The organism is Lyngbya sp. CCY1209, from assembly GCF_035615495.1.
In the GTDB taxonomy this organism is placed as follows: domain Bacteria; phylum Cyanobacteriota; class Cyanobacteriia; order Cyanobacteriales; family Microcoleaceae; genus Limnospira.
The window spans coordinates 1-18,310 of sequence record NZ_JAJENU010000668.1 but is presented as its reverse complement, the minus strand read 5'-3'; the positions used below and the strand labels follow the sequence as shown (position 1 = coordinate 18,310).

Here is an 18,310-nt window from a genome sequence, read left to right as displayed (position 1 = left end):
GCCAGTTAAGGCGATAGCTGGTCAGCTACCTGAAGGGGAGGGCACGAAGCCCCCGTGCTTCAGCCGGGGGTGCTGACAGTGATAAGTTTGATTTGAAAAGACATCGGGTTGCTACAATCAGCAACCCGATCCTCTGATCAATACTTTACGCCAAAGTTCACGCTGAACTGCGAAAATTTCACACTTTCCTTAGACTCTACCCCGCAGCATCTGACTCATTTCGTTGGGGAACGGCGACACCTCCAGACAAATTTCCTCCGTGATCCGACCCTCTTGATACAGATCGTACAGGGAGCGGTTCATGGTCGTCATGCCCTCGAAGGTATCCTTGAGCATGATTTGGTTGATTTCCTCAAACTGACTCTTGACGATATATTCCTTGATCACATCGGTATTGATCAGAATGTCGTGAAAAGCCGCCCGCTTTCCATCCGTAGTTTTACACAGCAGTTGGGCGATGATCGCCACCAAGGTTTCCGAAATCGACACTTTGATCGATTCCTGTTCTTCCGCCGAGAACATATCCAAAATCCGGGTCAGGGTTTTGATCGCGCTGTTGGTGTGCAAGGTCCCGGCCACCAAGTGACCCGTCGAAGCCGCCTTGAGCGCGATTGACATCGTTTCCTTGTCCCGAATTTCCCCCACCAACATCATGTCCGGGTCCTGTCGGAGTGCCCCCTTCAAGGCGTTGAAGAATTTCAAGGTGTGTCGCCCCACCTCCCGGTGTTTGATCAGGGATTTCCGACTCTGGTGGACGAATTCCACCGGATCTTCGATAGTGATGATGTGGTAGGCATAATTTTTGTTGATGTAGTCGATCATCGCCGCCAGGGTGGTGGATTTACCGGAACCCGTCGGCCCGGTGATCAACATCAACCCCTTGTGGTAGTTACAGATCTTTTTAAATACCTCCGGCAACTTCAACTGTTCCATCGTCAGAATCGTCGCCCCAATCAGTCGCAGCACCATCGCCGGACCGCTGAGGGAGTCGAAGATGCTGATCCGAATCCGCACGAACCCCAAATCAGCCGCACCGTCAAAGTCGAGATTTTCCTGAAACTGGTGAATTTCCTCGTCGGTGAGTACCTCCCGCAGCCAACTCATAAACGTGTTGAGATCCGTTTCCGGCCACTCTTGGGGCGTCATGTCGCCCCGCTGTCGGAATCGGGGAGGTTCGTTCACGCCGAGGTGAATGTCGGAGGCGCCGACTTCGTCGGCTTTTTTGACGATTTCCCGCAGGGTCGGATGTCCGGGACTCGGGCCGGGACCCCTGGGGGTGACAGCCGCGGCGGGGGTGGCGGGGGCGGCGGGGGCGGCCGGTTGGGCGGGTTGGGATGGGGGGCTGGTCTGGCCGCCCGGTGCCGGCGGGCGAGGTGCTTTCGGCGCGGGCGGACGAGGGACCCCCGCACCGGGCCGGGGCGGAACGGGACGCGGTGATTGTGTCATGTCGCACTACCTTAACTGAGGGATACCCAATCGAGTCAGGTTCTCTTCTCAGTCTAGCCCCGAATCAATTCAACTCGCAAAGGTGGGATGGGAAAGTTGGAAAATGGGGGGAGAAGGGGCGGATTTCCGGCTGCAATTGTTGCAAAATTTAATGGTGTGAAGTTTTGAATCGATCGCCGCCCACCGCTCCCGCACCCCCAACCAACAATAAAACCGCCAGCCAATCCCCCCAACGGACGTAAAGTGTCCGGGTGCGGCGGCGGTAAATCGTTTCGTCGTGCAGTTCGTAGGTATTCATGCCAGAAATCCACAGGGTTCGGCCGTGGGGATCGACGACGCCGGAATAGCCGGTATTGGTGGCCCGCAGCGTCCAGCGATCGCTTTCGATCGCCCGCATCACGTCCTGGGCGTGGTGTTGCGCCAACATCGTCGCCGAATAGTGGGAGTCGTTGGAGGCCGTCAGGATAAATTCTCCCCCCATCGCGGTTTGGTGGCGGAAATGTTCGGGAAACGTCGAATCGTAGCAAATGCCCGCGATCGCTTCCCCGAACCCCGTTTCAAACACCTGGAATTTCTCCCCCGCCACCAACCGCGCATCCAGCGGCGACAGGCGATTAATCAACCGCCCGAGGATATTTTCAAAGGGGATAAACTCCCCCAAAGGCACCAAATTCGCCTTGTCGTAGCGGCCGATCATTTCCCCGTTTCCATCGATGGCAAATAAACTGTTGGTGAATCCGTCGGCGGCGTCTCCGAATCCCCCCACCCAGGCTGGGATTCCCCGCTGCAAAATCGCCTGGTAAAATGCCAGGTTATTGCGACTCGATTGCGTCCACATGAACGGCAGCGCCGTTTCCGGGGTCAGCACCGCATCCACCCCGCGATCGCTCAATTCCAGATAACCCCGGGTGTAGCCGTCGAGTGCCCGCTGCCACCCCTCCGGGTTCAGCTTGATGGCGTTGGGGACGTTCCCCTGGATGATGCCGACGCGGACCGCCAGTTGGGGGTCGTCCGCCAGGGGGCGCAGGTACAGGCCAAACCCCAGCAAATGGGCGATCGCAAATATCAATAACGGAATCCAGTACAATTGCCGCCGCTTCCGTTTCGCCAGCCAAATTTCCGCGATCGCGCCATTGACGGCTACGATAACCGCCACCACCGCACTCGGCCCGGAGAGTTGACTCAAATGCAATACGGGCAAATTCCCGAAACTCTGGGTCAGGGCCAGGGACGACCACCACAGGGGACCGGAACTCCAAATCGCCTCCAGACCGCACCAGAGGGCCGTTCCCACCAGCACCCGCACCCACCCCGGTGGGGGGGCGAGTTTTCGCAGCAGCCACCCCCAGGCGACGGTTAAGGCCGTTCCCCACAGGGTGATGAAGATCCAGCAGAAAATCGCGATCGCCAGACTGGCCAGCCAGGGCACCCCCATCCAGGTCATCGGGTGAATTCCGGTGATCCAAAATAGGGAAAATCCGTAGTAGCCGAGCCCCCAAGCCCCCGTCACCCAACCGGAGGAACGCCGCCGGATTAGCAAAACCCACAGGGGCACCAGGGCCACCCAAGCCAGAAACCACCACCCCAAAGGTTCCATCGTCAACCCCATCAATAACCCACTCCCGAGGGCGATCGCGATTTCTTTGATTGTCGGTTGCGGTGGCGGGGGAGAGGCGGCGGGGGGGCGACGGACGGGTTGGGGTAATTTTTGTTTCATCAGAAAATGGAGGACGTGAAAAGTCAGGTCTGGCGATTCTCGACATCCAAAAATTATAGGCGATCGCACTCGTTGACCGGGCCAAAGGGGGGTGGGGCGATCGCACTCGTTTGATTCCCAGGGGCATCCCGATTTTCAATTCAGAACGCCGGAAGCCGAGGGATTTTGGCGGCGATGTCGCACATTTGCAACCCACATTTTCCTCGGCCACTGGCAATTCAGTTCCTCCGGGAGACAGAAAGTCCGGAGATATTCTCTACCGCTACTTTCTTTGATTTCCGATTTCTATTGATTATTCAACAGGTCGATAATCCGATCGATTTTGGCGTGGAGTTTGGCGTTTTCGTTCTCTAAATATTCAACCCGGTTGCGTACAGCTTTCACCTCCTCTAATACCGTCGCATTGGCGGGAATTAACCATGCCATCCGTGCTTGAGCAAAACTAGCAATTTCAGCGAGCGATCGCAAATCCCGACCAAAGCCCATCAAAGTGGGACGTTCCACATAAGTGACACGGTGTAAAACCCGCCAAGTTTTATTGGGGCGGCCAGCTTGCACTTGACGCAAAGCCCGGGCTTCTTCATCATTGCTCGCCAACCATTCCGGATCGACCACATAATTGAAGAAATCGAGATAATTGTCCGTACTGCCTTCCAGATAGAAGCTCATCATCCGGAAGCGATCGACCTTTTCACCGGGTTGGAATGGGAGATCATTTTCATCCGTAATTCCCAACATTTCAATCCCGCTTAAATCCACATTTAACTCCATTCCCTTACTACTCGCTTGGGTTTTAGTCATCGTTTGAGTTAAATTAGCCGTAACCAAAGCTGTTAATTCAACAGAGACTTTGCCGATACTAAAATCTCCACCACCACCTAAACCTCCACTGATGGTAAATGAACCTCCAATAGTGTGTTCAGTGGTATTGGCAAAGCTTTGTTCTTCCACGCGCAAACCACCATCTGCATCCCAAACATAAGTATTGACTATGTTACGTTTCCCAGAGCGAATGAGGATGTTTTCCATATTCTTTTGCCATGCGGCAAAACTCTCTAAAGCATGGCTACGTTGTTCTACATCATCAATACGAGAACTGATTTCTTCTTTTCGCTCTTTTCCTTGCTTTTTCATATCTTTTAAGTTTGCACCTTTTTCGGTTAGCTCTTGTTCCAATTGAGCATCTCTTTCCCGATCGGTTAACCCTTCCCCAGAATAGTCAATTGTTTCTGTCCCTTCATTTAAGGTAATCCCCTGCAAAGGAACTCCTTCTCCTACTTGACGGTTTAAAGAACCTTCACCCACTAGATTAGAGTTAAAGTTTTCAAAGTAGGAGAGTCGCTCTTTATCGGCCTTTTCAATCTGTTGTTTAAGGTTATATGCCTCCATCAGACGGAAGTAACTGGCAGGATAGAGAGAGCCATATTGAGCGCGCATTTCAGGAACATGACCATAAAACTTGTCATTAGCTGCACTACTCCCTACTAAACCGTCTAATGAACCATTCATCACATAAGCCGGATTGATCAAGAAGGTAATGGTATTGATATCAGGGGGGATATCTTCTACCGGACGAACCTCATACCCTACCATTTTTTTAGAACGAGACAGACGAGTAATAAAGACATCGGCTAAACTCGATACCACCAAAGCATAACCCACATTTTTAGGAATAAAACGATTCCCATAATGGGGAAACTTAGGAGTCACTTCTGGCGCACCTCGCAACTCTAAGCGATCGGTCATAGCCAGAGAAGAACCAGAACTAACATTACTTTCATTCAACCATTGATGGCTGAAATCGAGAGTACCTTCTATCCCACCTTTAGTTTCTTCAACTGAGGTTACTGTAACTGCACCTACTCCCCCTCCAGTAAAGGTTTGAGATGAGCTTCCCATAAAGATATCTATACTACCACCAAGACCAGTATCCTCAGAGCGATTCCAGCTATATTCCACATCCTCAGTCGTAGTTAACTCCACAGAAGTTGCACCATTATATTGATAATCTCCATCAATATTCATATTTTCACTCGGCACGGGAGGCGCACCTTCAATGTAACCGAGCAAGGTGGGTGCAAATTGAGCGTTGCCAATCCAAAGTAACTCCAAAGTTTCAATTCGTTTATCACTGAGAAGTTGTACACCTTCAGCACAGGGAGAGGCAAACATTCGGCGCATCATTGCCGATTTTTGTTTGGTAACGGGATTGATGTCAAAAGTACCATATTCACTACTCACTACCATGTCTTCTCCAATGGGTAGGGTATTATCTTTGACAATTAAAGCCTCATGGACTGTAGCGGGATGATTACCTGTTAAATCAGGTGTTTGAACTTTTGCACCTTCCGGTTGAATTTTACTTAAAGGCCAGTAACCAAGCAAACCTGCTTCTTTTCCTGTCAGACGTTGGTGCATGGTTGCTTTGATTTCTTCGGGAGTAAGAACTTTTTTCCAAATACGAACTTCAGCTAATTGACCTAAAAAGGGATGTGTATTACCACCTGACCATACTCCTGCCGCAATTTGAAATGGGTGGGAGGAAGCACCATAATTACTGGTTGTAACACCACCAATTTTGATAACTGTACCATCGAGGTAAAGGATAATATTTTTCCCATTACCCACTACAGTGATATGATGCCATTCGTGTGTGGGATAGGGAGTATCGGCAGTTACTGTTCCTCCTTGAAGAGTCCAAACCATCAATTGTTTCTGGTTGTTAAAACCAAATTCAATCACATCATTTTGTCCGAATAGACTTACAGAAGTATTGCCAAGGGACAAAGCTTTTACCCACCCTTCCAAAGTAAAAACTGAGCAATTATTCAACAGGGGTGTGTTAGTGGCAACATAATCATTCTTGCCATCAAACTGCATCACCGTATGACCAAGATTGCCAATGGGTGCAGTACAACCCCACCAAGAAGCCCTTTGCATTGTACCGTGACGGCTATTCCCAGAATAGTCTCGCACTTGATTCCCTGTGGCTTCGTTCATGGGGTAGTATGCCATTAATCCAGGTTCGTTACCACTTAAAAGTATCTTGCTATTAACAGCAATTTCTCGATCATTTAGCCCAATATCCCAGAAGCGAACTTCTGCTAGTTTGCCAAAGTGACAAGCGTTTGGGTTCGATATTACCAGTAATTGCACTTTCTCAAAGGGTACAGTTTGAGGACTGCCATAAATTGTGCCGTTGTTTTTACTTGCAGAATAATCTTGAGCAGAACCATCTCGCAAAGGCCAATAACCCACTAAACCTGACTCACTACCCGTCAGGTCTTTGTTCATATCTGCTTGGATTTCAGCTTGAGTGCGAGCTTTATTCCAGACTCGGACTTCCGCTAGAATTCCCTTGTATTTTTCACTTTGTGCCAAATTGCATCCTATACGGAATTCGCCACTGGCTAAACAATGAGAATCAGCGGTTCGCGTTTTGATTAATACTCCGTCACAGTAAATCTCTTGTCGGTAATTGGAGTAATTGTAAGTGCAAGCCCAATGATGCCAGTTTTTGTCGGTATAGTTCGCATCCGTATCAATCGCATTCCCCCAAAATGCCATAAAGAAATTATTACCTGAGCGAAAACCGATCAGAAAACCGTAGTTAAGAGATGGATTTGATTGTTGTGATTGAGATACTATCAGTTGTTGTACGCCATCAATCACTTCCCGTTTTGCCCAAAATTCAACGGTAAAACTCCGATTGGCAACGCTAATATTGCTACCACAGTTAATATAATCGTTGCCATCAAATTGCAAAGCTGAGTTGGTCTCTGTCGCTGCTGGAGCGATGGTATCCCACTGGGTAACATTCCCTAAAGTGCCAATATTACTGGTGATTTTGGCTTCAGTTATTCCAACTTTTTCCCCATTAATATAAAAACTGGTGGTTTGTGCTTCGTATTTACTGGTAATTGTCAAATGATGCCAACCGACAGAAAGCTGAGTTAAATCATAACCACAGTTAAAGAATGAACCATTGAGGCGCAGTCCTAAATGCTTACTTTCATGTACAACAATTTGCTGTTGATCATCCTCAGAACTTGCTAAAACTCGCCAATGTAATTCTTCAGTAAAGGGATAAGCAAACCACGCTTCTAAGGTGAAGTTATCTTTTACATAAATCGGAGAATTTAAGTTAACTAAGCTACTTTCATTATTAAAATTCAAACAAGAACGCAGACCATCAGGAAGCCATTGTTCAAAGGTTGTATTCAGGCTATCTGAGGTGGCATCATAGAGAGTCTGTCTCAGATTACCTTGTTTGTCAAAATAGCTGAATTGAACGTTGCCTTCACAAGTTTCTATGGCCTGGAGTCGAGAAACTGAGTGGACAAAATTTAAGATCGCCCCTTGCGTGACTAATCCTTGAGCATCTTGACTTAATTGAGGCAATGTTAGGGGACTCTGGCTAACATTTGTAATGGCATCCAGAACTCCTTGATTTAAACTAGCAAAACTATCCCGAATGGCTTGAATTTCTGCATTGAGAATTTGCAAGCGGTCTCGGATTGCTTGAATTTGAGTGGTGCGATCGCTTCCTGTCAACAGAGACAATTCAGCTTGAAGATCGCTCAATTCTTTTTTAGCTTGAGTTAAAGCATTTTGTTTCTCTGCCAGCTTGTTAGCAATATAATTTTTATCGGTATTCCCGTTAATTGTTTCAATCTTGACAGAAGAAGCTTTGTTTCTCCAATCTCCTAAATTTGGATTACTACTTGTTAAGGTATAAGTATTACCCGAACAGTTATAACCATCGTAGAGGGTTACCTTCAAACCGGATGGAACTTTAAGGGAATCGATGTCATTGTTAATATCCAGAGTATCGTCACTAGATTGAGCATAAACCGAACCGAGATTATTGTAGTAACCGATGCTCAGTTGTTTAGTCCATTTATTACTCCATTCCCGGTAATCATTATAATTAGTGTCCTCATAAAGAGCAACTGACCGATCGGCTCGTTGTTTTTCCGTACTCCAATAATTAACATCATTTTGTAAATTATTAACCAGAGTTTGTGTCTGACTAATGGTTCCTTCAAGTTCCTGAATCTTTGCCTCTCGTTCCAATCCTTCAGAGGTTAAAGCCGCAAGCTGTGCTTCTAGGTGGAGTTTTTCTTGAACTAAATATCCTTGGCGAGTTTCCTGAGACGCAAGTTGCTTGAGGAATTGAGAGTCTTGCCGATCTTCTAATCCGATTGAACTGAGACTGACACTATCCTTAAATGTAGCTTCTGTAATCGTATCAGAAATCAAACGTAGGCGATGCTTGCGGATGTCTAAGCTCTCCCACGTTCCCACGACCTCGGCAATTTCAAAAGTTCGCAATAGGGCTACACCATCGGGAATGGTAAAGCGAGCTGTGGCACGATACCAACCATTTCCCAAGTCTTCAAATTCATTTTGCTGGCTCGCAATACTGATTCGATCCTTAGCTTGACGACTGGTTTGACCCCAATAAGACAGTTGGAGAATTTTATTCCCATTACCGTCAGCATTGTTAACATCTAGAATCGGATTGACCTTAAACTCAAATTCCTCAACATAGGTAGCCCGTTGACTAACTGCTACTAAATCCTCATTGGTGAATTTCACCGCCGGGGTAATACCGTCTCCCAAGTTACGAGTGAGCGTCATTTCCCCAACATAGGCATTTCCATAAACAATGCCATCGTTGCTATTTACGGAGAAATCAATGACTTTGCGTTGCTCATCTTCACCAACGGCAATTCCTCCCAATCGCCAGTAGCCAATTAAATCAGTTTCTAGCCCCGTGAGTTGCAGGTACATACTATTTTTAATGTCTTGTCCTGTACGAGCAACTTTCCAAATCCGAACATCAGCAATGCTGCCATTAAATTCACTGGTGGTATCAAACTTGCAACCAATATAGAAATTCCCTTGTGCAAAGCTATCGGAAGTGGAGATACGGGATACCACTAATTTTCCATCACAGTAAATTGCTTGGGTTTTGGTTTCGCTGTTGTAGCTACAAGCATAATGATGCCACTCGTTATCTCGATAAACGCTTGGAGTGTCAATGGCATTTTCCCAAAACGCCATAAAAAATTGGTCGCTACTACGGAAACCAATTGACAGTGCTTGGTTGGGTTGTGCTTCTCCTTGTCCGATTAAAAATTGTTGACGGCCGATTGAATGCCGTTTGGCCCACAATTCAATCGTAAAACTCTTCTGGGCTACATTTATATTGGTTCCACAATCAATATAATCACCGGCTCCATCAAAAACGATTCCCCGTCGTTTTAAGGATTTGAGTTTGAGGTTAACGGCTTCTCCAATTTGCCACCGAAGATCGTTAATGGTGAAATTCTGTTCGTCAACTTTGGTAATTGGATAAGTTCCATCGTAACTGACGGTATCAAAAATCTGAACTTCATCCCCATTTTCTAAGCCATGATTTTCGGCTGTCACCCGAAGTTTTCCTTCGGGAGTAATTTCATAACCCGTAATTAAACCATCAAAGATTACCGCTTGTTGTTCGGGGGGTACGACTTGCCAGGTTCCTAATTCGCTGCTCGGATTACTATTTTCTACCCAAGGGGCATCAATTTCAAAGCTGGTTTCATCTATTTTGGTAATGGTGTAATGTCCATCATAGGAAGCTGTTCCGGTAACGAGCAATTCATCTCCGTTTTTCAGCACAGACGCTTTGGCTGAAGTGACTTTAACGTTAGGAATTCCATCAGTAATGGTTCGATTTAAAGCGGCAATTGTTCCTTCCGGTGGCGGTTCGACAATACCGATCGCTTTTATGTTATCTAAACTATTGAGGGGAAGTAATACTTCACGAATATTGTTGCGGAGAATTTGGGGATTGCCGGTTTCTTGAATTTTGGATAATGTTCCATCGCCCAAAGCTGCGAAACTAATTGCTGCCACAGTACGATCTGTTGTCACAATTCCCAACATGACTTTGGTGGCATCCCGCATGAGTTGTTGCCCGGCGTCGGTTTCACGGGCAACTTGTACATAGTATTTCGTGGCACTAATGCCGTTGCCTACTTGCACATTTAAGTCTAAGGTACGTTTAATAATTCCCGGAATATTTTTAGGAATTAGAGTAGGATCGTCTTCTGATTTGGGTTCAAATATGTTGTAATCGTGAAGCGCAAACAAACCTTCTTCAGAGACTCGTAGGGAGTAAAGGTCTATTTTTTGGGTTTGACTATTGTAAGCAAAAATATTCCAGCGATGTTTGGCGTGTTCTACTGTGGGCAACTGGACGATGGAAAACCAACCTTTATGAAGGTTACTAATGAAGGTTAATTCTGTGGTCGGTTCGTAGAAAGGTATTTCATTGGCATCACGATAATCTAGAGAGTCAACATTTTTCAACCCGCCAGTCGTTTGTCGCATTTTATCGCTGGCTTTAAACCGTTGTCCGCTGCGCTTGAAACGGACTTGCAGTTTGCGGACTAATTGATTAGCAATACCATCTAAAACGTAGCGATCGCACAATAAAGTATTCTGTTTGGATTGCCGGAACACATAAAGATGTTCCATTCCCGAGACCAATTGCACGGGGGCAACTGCACTTTGATCCTGGGTGCGATACCAAGAGCGTAAAATAAACTCGGAGGGGTTATCTTGATAAGTATATTTTTTTGTTTCCTTTTCTACGACCGAAGCATCATCTTCTGCTTCATTGGGAAAATCTAATTCTTGCCAATCTTCCCACCCGGTTCGCTCATGGAGAGGGGTGTTGAGGTAACTGTCTTCAAAGCCATCTTGTTTGATTGTGTACCAGACTTTGCCCTGGCTATCTGTCCCGAACAGAACGACTTTACCGGCGTGGGTGATGCTGTTGATGTATTGAATTTGCTCTGCTTTCAGTAACATGGGAACCCAACCTAACTGGCGTGAATTGATGAAAATTTTGATGGGATCATACTCCTCTGGTACGAGAGATGAAGATGACAATGGGTGAGTCAATATAAGAATTGACATCAACCTGAAACCATGATTTTTCTATGATTGTCTCTTCGGCATCCCAACCTCAGTTGTCCCAGGAAAAATATCATATATATCAATGATTAGTGATCGTATCATTCGGTTTTTTGTCTGTCAAGGTTGGATGGGTTGGATTGGATTAGGACGATCGCTTTTCTGACCAAGTATCTGACCTTTCTGACCAAATATCTGACCTTTCTGACCAAGTATCTGACCTTTCTGACCAAATATCTGACCTTTCTGACCAAATATCTGACTTAATATTTCTTAACCTGATTGGTATAGGTTTAGAGCCGATCGCAAAAATCTTATGCAGCCCAAATCCTCTGCCATCACTGGATTTCAGCGGTCGGAGACTTCCGAGGCTGCGGTTCGGATGAGCCCGACTTGAATATTCGATGATCGATTCAATTGCAATCTATCACATTCTTTGAGATTCTGGCAGTGGGAAATCGAGGCAATTCGGGTACAAATTGAATCAATGCGATCGACACAGGTTTCGTTCCCAGTCCGTGACGCGGGGGTTCGTCCGCAGGTAATCCCCCACCCAATCGCAAGCGTAATCCAACGGTTGCAGTTGCAAAATTTCGGGGACATTCCAAAAGTAAACGGCTTTATCATCTCCGGCCGAAGCCAACACTTTTCCATCGGGGCGGAAGACGAGGCTGCGAATCCCCGACGTATGACCTTTGAGAGTGGTCAACAATTCTCCATCCATCGTCCAAAGTTTGACCGTTTCATCGATGCTAGAAGTGGCGACAATCGGGCGATCGGGGCTGAACGCCACCCCCCAAACCGCCGCTTGATGCCCTTTTAAAGTCGCGATCAATGTCCCGTCTTTTCGCCAAATTTTCGCCGTTTTATCTCCACTCCCGGAAATCAGATATTCTCCGTCGGAACTGAACGCCACTCGCCACACTGCCAAATCGTGGTCGAGGACGTGCAACAAATTTCCCTCGCGACTCCACAGTTTCACCGTCCCATCATTGCCGGCCGTGGCAAATTGACGGCCGTCGGGACTGTAAGTAATATCCCAAATCGGGGCCGAATGACCCAGCCAACGGTTGAGCAATATTCCTTCGGAATTCCAGCGATAAATATGGCCGGAAGCCGTCGCCGATACAATTTCGTCCCCCGTCGGACGCCAATCGGCCCCCATCACCACCCCATCATGGTCGCCGATCGCCCGCAAAACGGTTCCATCTAGCCGGCGAATTTTGATCATTTTATCTCCCCCGGTGGATAACATCTGATTTGCGGTCGGATGGAGAGATAAACCGACGATACCGAATTGTTGGGCGGCGATCGATTTCAAGGTCAAGTCGGGGAGTGAAAGGAAGAGCAAATTATCTTTTTCGCCCGTCGTCACGAAGGTTTGACCGTCGTGGCTGTAAACGGCACCCATCGCCAATCCCCCCAGACCGTTCAAGGCTTGATAAAAGGGATTTTTGTGTTGCCAGAGGAGGGTTGTATTGTCCGCCCCTGCCGAAGCTATCGTCTGGCATTCGGGACTGAAAACCACCCCAAAAATGGCTGCTTTATGTCCTTTCAAGGTATTCAATAAAATCCCGTTGCGAGTCCACAATGAAATGGTTTTGTCGTAGCTGCTGGCGACGAAGGTTTGTCCGTCCGAGCTAAAGTCAACATCCAAAATTCCCGCCCCGTGATGGGTCAAAGTGTCGAGCAATTTGCCATCTTTTTGCCAAACTTTGATGGTTTGATCTTGGCTGCCGCTGATCAGTCGTTCTCCGTCGGGGCTGAAGGCGAGGGCAAAAATTCCCGCCCCATGTCCTTCGAGGGTTTGTTCCCGCCCTTGATTCAAATACCAGAGGGTAATTTTGGCGTCATTTCTGCCGATCGCCACCCGATCGCCGTCGGGACTGTAAGCCACGGAATAGGCCCCCGATGTCGGAAACGTCCGCCGCTCCACCAGAGTCCCGTCCGGTCGCCAAAATTCCGCCGCATTGAGGCTGCCGACCGCCACCAAAGTTTGTCCGTCCGGGCTAAAATCGACATCCCAGACCCCATCCAATTCCGTCGCGATCGTGCGTTTCAACTGGCCGGAGAACGTCCATATTTTAATGTTTCCGTCATCTCCCGCCGAGACAATAAATTGGCCGTCGGGGGTAAATTTGACGACTCGAATGGTGGCAGAATGCCCCTCTAAAGTCGTGAGCACCGTTCCGGCTTGATCCCACAATTTGACAGTCATATCGACTCCCGCAGTGGCGATAATTTTCCCGTCGGGACTGATATCGACGGTCATCACCGCCGCCTCGTGGCCGTCCAAGCGGTTGCGCTGATGAATATTTAAAATGATCCGTTCTAAAATCCCGTCGGCTTGGGTTTGCAAAGCGGGGTTCACCCGTCGCCAGCGGTCGAGTTGTTGTTGGCTGCGAATGGCTTCCAATAACGCTTCAAACGGTTGATTGGAGGCGTAGAGCGCTTCCGAGGTGCGGACGACGGCTTCGGTTTCCCGCAGGGAGGCGAGGCGATATTGGCCGCGGGCAAAAAGACCCAATCCGGTGGCGATCGCCAGTGCGATGCTCACCCCCGCCAATAAGATGCGCTGCCGCTGCAAACTGCGCCGTTGTTCTTCGTTGCGATCGCGTTCGCTTTCCAGGCGGGCTTCGACTTCTTTTAAGCGGGCATTTTCCGCTTTTGCGACGCTTTCTTTCCGGTCTAAAGTTTGGCTGGCGGCGAGGAAACGGTAGTCCAAATCTCCGAGGCTTTGATTTTCTCCCCACAGCAGCATTTCTTGCAGCGCGTATCCCCTCAACAGCCAAGAATCATCGTTAAAATTGGAGGCGACCCACCCATTTAAGGCTTGGGAGTAGGGGCGAAGTTTGTCGAGTTGTTCCCGTATCCAGCCCTCATTGAAGATGGTTTGATAAATCCGATTTTTGACCTGTAGTTTGCCTCCCCTCCTGGCGACCAATCCGGACAGCAGCAATTCGGTTTGTTCGGGACTGTTGTCGCTGATGATGCCATCTTGTTCGATAATTTTCTGATACAATCCCAGCAGCTTTCCCGCCCGTCTGTCGTCGTAAAGGAGGCGATTTCGGATGGTGCGAAGGTGTTCGGGATTGTCTTGAGATTCCCAATCTTCTAGGATCTGGTTTTCGACAATTTCTGCGACCAGTTTCGATTCATTTGTGGGATGAAATTCGGTCGATTCTGAAAGCTGCCAAGTGACGTATTGGCAGAGTTTTTGTGTCAACAAGGGTTGCCCCCCCGTCCAGTCTAAAATTGCCCGCAGGAGCGATCGGGAATCCCGAATGTTTTTGGGCAAGTGTTGCAGCAGGACTTGCGCTTCTTCAAACTGAAAGTCTTGCAACTCGATCGCCCGGCCGATATTGAAGGGGGTGCGGGTGCGATCGCGGATCAGATCGGACGGGGTTGCCACTCCAAATAAAGCCCAAGTCAACCGCCGATAATTCGTCTGATAGGGGCGCAACTCGTGGCAGAGGCGAATCAGGGCAAAAAAATCGTTGACGGGGAATGGCAAGCTCAAGATACTGTCAATTTCATCGACAAAAATAAAAATTTTCTGATCCGGAAGCTGTTCGAGTATCTCGTCTATAAACAAGCCTAATTGCTGTATGATTGGCAAATCATTCCATTGTTTTAAACGTTCTTTGAAGGAAATTTTTTGGGATAAATTACTTCTTCTCAAAAGCACAAACATGAGTCCCTTGTACCACTGATTATAGCTCACATTTTCGCTGCCAAATTGAGTCATGTCGAGATAGATGCAGCGATACCCCTGTCCCTTTAACTGCTGCTGGATTCTTACCCGCAAACTGGATTTTCCCATTTGTCTGGCGTTGAAAACGTAGCAAAACTCTCCCGCCAACAAGGCATCGTAGAGCGCTCGATCTGCCCGTCTGTAGACGTAAGTCGTATCTCGTTCAGAAAGGCTTCCCCCAACTTGGTAGGGATTACGATTTCCCATCTTTTCAGATCGATAATAACTCAATTTACTGATTCTATGTTATCATAATTTTTGACGACTGAGATGGGGCGTTAACCGACATTTAGCCCCAGCCCATACCGACCGCATTCAGCTCCGATCAGGTCGGGCTGATTCACATCTATTCTTTCGATCAAAAAATCCGTTTTTTGGAGCCATCATTTTCCGCCCCGGATGCCAGCATAAAATTTATCCCAAAAACGATTGCGATCGCACTCCCGACCATCGCCGGCGTCATCGCTTCTCGGAAAAAAATTAACGCCAGAATTGAAACGAAAATCGGAACGAAACTATCCACAAAACTCGCCGTCCGGGTGGGGCCGATCTGGGCGACGCTGCGGCTGTATTGGAGGTAGCCGATACCGGACGCGCCGATTCCCATATAAAAAACAGATAGGGTTGACTGCCAAGACATATTTTTGATTTGGGCGATCGCGCCCTCTCTCAATGTCAAAACGGATAATAAAATTACCCCAAATAAAATGGCATAATATGTCAACGTAAATACCGAATATTTTGACGACAGGACTTTCAGCAACAGAGAATAAACCATCCAACAAAAAACCGCCATCAGCATCAACCCGTCGCCCCGATTGAACTGCCAATGTAACAAGTTTTGTAAGCGACCTCCGGTTAACAGCGTAATTACCCCCGCAAAGGCAAAAACCCCGCCCCAATAATTTTTCGGTGTCAGTTTTTCCCCCAGGGCGATCGCGGCGAAGAATGCCGTGATCGCCGGATTGGTAGCTTTGATGATCGCTGTGTTGCCGACGGTGGTATATTGGAGGCTGGCAAAGAAAAAATAGTGGTAGCCGACAATTCCGAAAACCCCCAACAGCACCAGGTAAAATAAATCCGATCGCGCCACCCGAAACGCGGACGGTTTGGAGGCGATCGCCAAGCCGCTGAGGAACCCCAGCGCGATCGCGAACCGCAGCCAAGATGTCACCAGTGGACTCAGATCGGCGGTGGCGAATTTGCCGGCAATAAACGCACCCGCCAGCAGCAAACTGGCGATCAATGGCAGAACCGCCGTTTTCAGAGTTTCCGTTTTCATAAAATGACTTTCAATCGTACCTCGTTCGTGGGATGGGGGAGATAAAAAATCTCCCCAATGGATTTCTACAACGCTTCCTGGTTGACTTCCCCAGTCCGAATTCGCAGGACTTGTTCGCTGGGACTGACGAAAATCTTGCCGTCCCCGATCGCACCCGTTTGAGCCGCTAAAATCAGATGTTCGATCATTTCCGAACAGATCTCGTCTTCCACCAGAATTTCCAATTTCAATCTCGCCTGAAACTCGATCGCGTGTTTTACCCCCCGATACAACTCGACGCGATCCTTGTGCCTCCCGTAGCCGCGAATTTCCGATACCGTCATCCCGCGCGCCCCGGCTTCGATCAGCGACTCCATCACCTCGTCGAATTTGGACGGCCGGATCGTGGCTTCAATTTTTTTCATCGGATTTCCTCAATTTTCTGTATCTAGAATTACAGATTTCGGGACCCAACTGCGAATCGAAGCCCGATCGAGTCTCCGGGAACCAATAACTAACCAGTTATTCCAAAAATGTTATCCTAAAATCTGAGAGGCGAAGGATTGATTTAAGTAAATTCATGGCAAGACACAAGGAATTCGATCGGGAAGTGGTTCTGTCCAAGGCGATGGATACCTTCTGGCATCAGGGCTATGAAGGCACGTCCATCCAGGATCTCGTCAAGAGTATGGGGATCAACCGGGGCAGCCTCTACGATACGTTCGGGGACAAGCGCTCCCTGTTTTTGGAAGCGATCGCCCACTACGACGAAACGGTCGCGAAAGGCGTGATCGCCAGCCTGGAAGCCCCCGAAGCCTCCAAACCGGCGATCGTCGCCCTGTTCGAGGGCGTCGCCGACGGCGTGCAAGATCGGCGGGGTTGCCTGATCACCAACACCGTCGTCGAACTGTGTCCCCACGACCCGGATACCGCCAGACGCATTTCCGGCAACCTGAAGCGGCTCGAACGGGCCTTTTATGTGGCTCTGAAGCGGGCTCAGGAAAAGGGAGAAGTGGGCGGCGATCGCGATATCAGCGCCCTCGCCAGCTTCCTGCTGTGCTGTATGCAGGGTTTGCGCGTCACCTCCAAAATCCACCCCGATCCCCAATACCTGGGGGGAATCGTCCGGGTCGCGGTGTCCGCCCTCGACTAATACTTGACCGTTCATTCTGATATGAGCCGATTCGGAACCCAAACTGCCCCGAATTTGGGGGTCGTTTCGGGCTATTTATGGAACGTAAATTCAAAAAATGACGGCATAATTACTTACGATTTTGTCGATGAACCCGCTTGGAAATCAATTCCCAAGCTAATAGCAGAAATCCTCTCAAGAGGATTGAAGATGAATTAACGTTTATTTAGAACCCGCTTGGGAATCAATTCCCAAGCTAATAGCATAAATCCTCTCAAGAGGATTGAAGATCAACTAACGTTTATTCAGTCATCTTGAGATGACTTGTGCTGTTAGCCTTGAAATTGATTTCAAGGCTTTCGGTGGGGACGACGAACCCGCTTGGGAATCCATTCCCAAGCTAATAGCATAAATCCTCTGAAGAGGATTAAAATTGATTGCCAGTTTTTTATCAATGATTGACCTGATATTTTGGGGGCGGGTCATCTTCATTAGTATCTTCTTCTAGAGCCGGCAAGATTGTTCCATCTGAATGATGTTGCTTTTGATTTAAAACGTAGTTGACCGCCTTTTCTAGTTGCTTACCACCCAAGGAAAAGATTCCGTAGCCACGTTGCCACTTGAAATTTTGATGGGGGGTTAATTCTTGATTTATATAATAACTGCTACTGCCTTTGATTTTTTGAACGAAGTCGGCGATCGATAAAGTTGGAGGAATAGAAACAATGAGATGAATGTGATTTTCAGTTCCGCCAATTGCGTGAACGATGCATCTCATGGAATCAGATTTGCCGACCATGTATTGATATACAGATTTCTCCAATTGGGGTACAATCAATGATTGTCTTTCTTTTGTCGCCCAAATAATATGATAATAAGTTCTCCATAATGCCATAATTTTTACACCCTGGTAAATATTCAATTCAGTCATCTTGAGATGACTTGTGCTGTTAGCCTTGAAATTGATTTCAAGGCTTTCGGTGGGGACAACCGGTTTGGTCAATCGACCCGTTCAGGAAATCGATCCGA

The 18,310-nt window shown here is 48.0% G+C and carries 8 protein-coding genes; 1 reads left to right on the top strand and 7 read right to left on the bottom strand.

Features of this window, described 5'->3' with window-relative positions:
• Positions 1-189: 189 nt before the first annotated feature.
• From LKE08_RS27640 to LKE08_RS27615, 6 genes are all read right to left on the bottom strand, one after another.
• A complete protein-coding gene (locus LKE08_RS27640) occupies positions 190-1,446 on the bottom strand; it encodes a type IV pilus twitching motility protein PilT (protein ID WP_324707518.1) in 1,257 nt (418 codons plus the stop codon).
• 148 nt (positions 1,447-1,594) lie between these two features.
• Positions 1,595-3,055, bottom strand: a complete 1,461-nt coding sequence (lnt, locus tag LKE08_RS27635) for an apolipoprotein N-acyltransferase (RefSeq protein ID WP_324707520.1) — start codon at positions 3,053-3,055, stop codon at positions 1,595-1,597.
• Between the two features lie 393 nt (positions 3,056-3,448).
• The gene (locus LKE08_RS27630; protein ID WP_324707517.1) at positions 3,449-11,029 is read right to left on the bottom strand and encodes a LamG-like jellyroll fold domain-containing protein; all 7,581 of its coding nucleotides are present in this window, start codon (positions 11,027-11,029) and stop codon (positions 3,449-3,451) included.
• 589 nt (positions 11,030-11,618) lie between these two features.
• A complete protein-coding gene (locus tag LKE08_RS27625) occupies positions 11,619-15,095 on the bottom strand; it encodes an AAA-like domain-containing protein (protein WP_324707516.1) in 3,477 nt (1,158 codons plus the stop codon).
• 151 nt (positions 15,096-15,246) lie between these two features.
• Positions 15,247-16,170 carry a DMT family transporter gene (locus LKE08_RS27620; protein WP_324707515.1) on the bottom strand — a complete coding sequence of 308 codons (924 nt, stop codon included), beginning with the start codon at positions 16,168-16,170 and terminating at the stop codon, positions 15,247-15,249.
• 65 nt (positions 16,171-16,235) lie between these two features.
• Positions 16,236-16,574 (bottom strand): P-II family nitrogen regulator, encoded by a 339-nt coding sequence (locus tag LKE08_RS27615; protein ID WP_324707514.1) that lies wholly within the window; start codon positions 16,572-16,574, stop codon positions 16,236-16,238.
• Between the two features lie 155 nt (positions 16,575-16,729).
• Between LKE08_RS27615 and LKE08_RS27610 the strand changes: the two genes are divergently transcribed.
• Positions 16,730-17,302: a TetR/AcrR family transcriptional regulator gene (locus LKE08_RS27610; RefSeq protein ID WP_324707513.1), complete on the top strand. Its 573-nt coding sequence runs from the start codon at positions 16,730-16,732 to the stop codon at positions 17,300-17,302.
• Between the two features lie 430 nt (positions 17,303-17,732).
• Here LKE08_RS27610 and tnpA read toward each other — a convergent pair whose 3' ends face one another.
• The gene (tnpA, locus tag LKE08_RS27605; RefSeq protein ID WP_324707519.1) at positions 17,733-18,176 is read right to left on the bottom strand and encodes an IS200/IS605 family transposase; all 444 of its coding nucleotides are present in this window, start codon (positions 18,174-18,176) and stop codon (positions 17,733-17,735) included.
• Between the last annotated feature and the right edge of the window lie 134 nt (positions 18,177-18,310).

What these genes read in the sequence shown, in the direction of transcription:
- LKE08_RS27640 (WP_324707518.1), bottom strand. Translation starts at nt 1,446, where the DNA reads ATGACACAATCACCGCGTCCCGTTCCGCCCCGGCCCGGTGCGGGGGTC.
- lnt (WP_324707520.1), bottom strand. Translation starts at nt 3,055, where the DNA reads ATGGGGTTGACGATGGAACCTTTGGGGTGGTGGTTTCTGGCTTGGGTG.
- LKE08_RS27630 (WP_324707517.1), bottom strand. Translation starts at nt 11,029, where the DNA reads ATGTTACTGAAAGCAGAGCAAATTCAATACATCAACAGCATCACCCAC.
- LKE08_RS27625 (WP_324707516.1), bottom strand. Translation starts at nt 15,095, where the DNA reads ATGGGAAATCGTAATCCCTACCAAGTTGGGGGAAGCCTTTCTGAACGA.
- LKE08_RS27620 (WP_324707515.1), bottom strand. Translation starts at nt 16,170, where the DNA reads ATGAAAACGGAAACTCTGAAAACGGCGGTTCTGCCATTGATCGCCAGT.
- LKE08_RS27615 (WP_324707514.1), bottom strand. Translation starts at nt 16,574, where the DNA reads ATGAAAAAAATTGAAGCCACGATCCGGCCGTCCAAATTCGACGAGGTG.
- LKE08_RS27610 (WP_324707513.1), top strand. Translation starts at nt 16,730, where the DNA reads ATGGCAAGACACAAGGAATTCGATCGGGAAGTGGTTCTGTCCAAGGCG.
- tnpA (WP_324707519.1), bottom strand. Translation starts at nt 18,176, where the DNA reads ATGGCATTATGGAGAACTTATTATCATATTATTTGGGCGACAAAAGAA.